4 protein-coding genes and 3 tRNA genes are annotated in these 3091 nt (G+C 51.8%); all 7 read right to left on the reverse strand.

Features of this window, described 5'->3' with window-relative positions:
• A partial coding sequence (locus AACY11_RS28080; protein WP_339434213.1) for a GTP-binding protein occupies positions 1-241 on the reverse strand: 241 nt, incomplete at its 3' end.
• An 85-nt stretch (positions 242-326) separates the two neighbouring features.
• Positions 327-402 (reverse strand) — tRNA-Thr (locus tag AACY11_RS28085).
• A 26-nt stretch (positions 403-428) separates the two neighbouring features.
• A tRNA-Gly gene (locus AACY11_RS28090) sits at positions 429-502 on the reverse strand.
• Positions 503-527: 25 nt separating this feature from the next.
• Positions 528-612 (reverse strand) — tRNA-Tyr (locus AACY11_RS28095).
• A 143-nt stretch (positions 613-755) separates the two neighbouring features.
• The gene (locus tag AACY11_RS28100; protein WP_339496308.1) at positions 756-1190 is read right to left on the reverse strand and encodes a hypothetical protein; all 435 of its coding nucleotides are present in this window, start codon (positions 1188-1190) and stop codon (positions 756-758) included.
• Between the two features lie 7 nt (positions 1191-1197).
• The gene (locus tag AACY11_RS28105; protein ID WP_339434340.1) at positions 1198-1947 is read right to left on the reverse strand and encodes a pantothenate kinase; all 750 of its coding nucleotides are present in this window, start codon (positions 1945-1947) and stop codon (positions 1198-1200) included.
• Entirely contained in the window at positions 1937-2890 is a 954-nt protein-coding gene (gene birA, locus AACY11_RS28110; RefSeq protein WP_339434339.1) for a bifunctional biotin--[acetyl-CoA-carboxylase] ligase/biotin operon repressor BirA, read from the reverse strand. The genes AACY11_RS28105 and birA overlap by 11 nt, the downstream gene beginning before the upstream one ends.
• Between the last annotated feature and the right edge of the window lie 201 nt (positions 2891-3091).

The raw sequence follows: 3091 nt of genomic DNA on the forward strand, positions 1-3091 counted from the left end.
CAACGTGAGCGTAGTGACGGATCAGCGAGTTGTACTCAACGTGCGCGGTGTTGATGGTGATACCGCGAGCTTTTTCTTCTGGAGCGCTGTCGATCTTGTCGAATTCAACTACGGCCGAACCGAAAACCTCGGAGCAAACACGAGTCAGAGCAGCGGTCAGAGTGGTTTTACCGTGGTCAACGTGACCGATGGTCCCTACGTTAACATGGGGCAGGGAACGATCAAATTTTTCCTTAGCCATCGATATCACCCTCAAACAGAAGAATTAGACAAACAACATCAACCATTAAAACAAAGGCAGATATTTTCATATCTGCCTTGTTATATGGAGCTCTTGAGCGGATTTGAACCGCTGACCTCACCCTTACCAAGGGTGTGCTCTACCAACTGAGCTACAAGAGCGAAACACTTTGCACAACCTGCAAGCTTGGAGCGGGTAGCGGGAATCGAACCCGCATCATCAGCTTGGAAGGCTGAGGTTCTACCACTAAACTATACCCGCAGAGCCTGCAGCTCACGCTTAAATCTGGTGGAGGGAGAAGGATTCGAACCTTCGAAGTCGTAGACGTCAGATTTACAGTCTGATCCCTTTGGCCGCTCGGGAACCCCTCCTAATCAGGCCGGCATTTTATACTATGCCAAACCCCTGTCAAGCATTTTCTCATTTAAAAACTTGAGGTTAGCTGCATTGACACCACTCCTTCATGACCACCTCTTCAGGTCTTCACTGTGGAGCGGGCGCCATTCTATGCAAACTATTCAGCAGGCGCAACCCCTTCGCACAGCATTATTTTATGTTTTAACTCATTGAATTCCTTGGAAAGGTTTTGCAACTGATCAGCACCCAACAATCGCTGACCTTCAGGTGAGATACGCAGCCAGTATCCTGTTGCCGGACGCTCGTCAGGCAACGGCGAAGCCTTGATATCCATCTCCGCCAAACGGCGCCCCAACGCTTCAACCAAATCCTGACGAGCAAATCCCCCCAAATAAAGACAGCGCTCCTCAGAGCGCACACCAGCATTCTCTCGAGAAGCATCCAGACTCTCGCTGAACAAACGAATGTCATGCTGGGGGCCTTTATACAAACTCAGAGGGGTGACATCTTTTGCACGCAGAGGTGCTTCCTGCTGATGCCAGACGTAATAGAAAACATTGAGAACAAGGAACAGCAGGAACAACCAACGCATACAGACCTCAGGACAAAGGACACGCCATAGCCAAGCCCACGAACACCAGGTCGGGAACAACCCTGGCCTCTGGGACAACATCTGCTATTAATACGGCATCCCCCCCTGTAAGAAATACAGTGAAACTCTCCCCCCAATAGGCTCGTGCCATTTCCATCTGAGTGAGCACGAACCCTTTGAGCATTAGAGAGCAACCGCGCTCCACCGCCTCAACAGTGCTCCGACCGGGAGCCTGGCTTGTCAATGCACGCTCAGCCGCGAGATCACCGTATCGTATCTTTCGTGTATGGGTGCGCAACTGGTTACGCATCAACGGCATGCCAGGACAAATAAAGCCCCCGAGATGCTCCCCATCTTCCGCAATGAAGTCCGCCGTTACCGCCGTGCCAAAATCCAGCACCAGACATGCACCTTCAGCTAAGTGGAATCCGCCGAGCATCGCCAACCAACGATCAAGCCCCAAGCGCTCGTAGTCCTCATAACCGTTTCTAACACCAGACATTTCACGAGCTGGCTCTGCACATACAACTGTCAGATCGAAATCCCGCCGAAGCATTTCGATTAACGCTCCCGTCTCCTCGAGAGTACGAACACTAACAAGACGGCATTTGCTTAGCGACAATCCAGCTAGAGCAAATAGACCATCACGCAGAGCCTGATCCGAGTCAACCACCCCCTCTGCGATCAACACAGCAGCCTCGGCACTCAGCACGCGCCACTTTATGAAGCTGTTGCCACAATCAAGCTCAAGAATCATCACGCAACCTCAGGCTGAGCTCGCCACCGCTAAAGACCTTTTCCACACCACTCACCTGCAAACGCAGCGCGCCTTGGCTATCAATCCCCAGCACAACACCATCAACCTGGCTGACACCAGCAATCAACGACACTGATCGCTCCTGCCACAAATGGTTTTCCTCCCATTCTGCCTGGAGAACTGAAAAACCACCGACCTGCTGACGCTGTATATATGACTGCAACTGTTCGCTTAACTCGAAAACCAGAACGTTACGATCGCAAGTTGTACCAGATTCAAGTCGCATGGAAGTCCATTGCTGATCAACCTCCTCTGCAACCTGCATATTTACGTTAATACCTATACCTAGTACCACGTGACACACATCAGCCGGATCCCCAACCAACTCCAGCAAAATACCGGCAATTTTCTTATTGCCGACGAGAACATCGTTAGGCCACTTCAAACCTGCGCCAGTGACGCCGAGCTTTTGCAGGGTTCGCATGACTGCCAACCCAACAACAAGACTCAAGCCCTCAAGCTGGCGCATCCCACCATCAATTCGCAGAACGAGACTGTAATAAAGGTTTTCGGCAAACGGGCTAACCCACTTGCGCCCTCTACGCCCACGTCCAGATATCTGTCGCTCGGCAAGCACTAAAAATGGCGCTGCCTGCCCCCGGCCAATGGCGCGCAAAGCCTCAGCATTAGTCGAGTCGATGGAATCAAAAACCGCAATTGGCCAACTCTCTTTCATCCGCGCCACTTTAAGAGGATCGATCAACACAAGCGGCGCAGCCAACTGATAACCTCGCCCCCGAACCTTGTGAATGGACAGCCCAAGCTCAGCCTCCAAGTGCTGAAGCTGCTTCCATACCGCACTTCGACTAATTCCTAAGGCGGCGCCTAGGTCCTGACCAGAATGGAATCGCCCATCCTTCAGAAGATTCAACAACGTCAGCATGTAGGTCTCGCCTCACAGTGAGGCCCGAATAATAGCCATGCGCCGGGCCGTTGCATAGAAAACAAGCAGACACATTTCCTGCGGGCAAAACAAAACCCCAACTGCTTTCGCAATTGGGGTTTCGGAATTTAATCTTGACGATGACCTACTCTCACATGGGGAAACCCCACACTACCATCGGCGATGCATCGTTTCACTGCT

It is taken from the genome of Pseudomonas sp. RA_105y_Pfl2_P56 (genome assembly GCF_963970845.1).
Taxonomy (GTDB): domain Bacteria; phylum Pseudomonadota; class Gammaproteobacteria; order Pseudomonadales; family Pseudomonadaceae; genus Aquipseudomonas; species Aquipseudomonas baetica_A.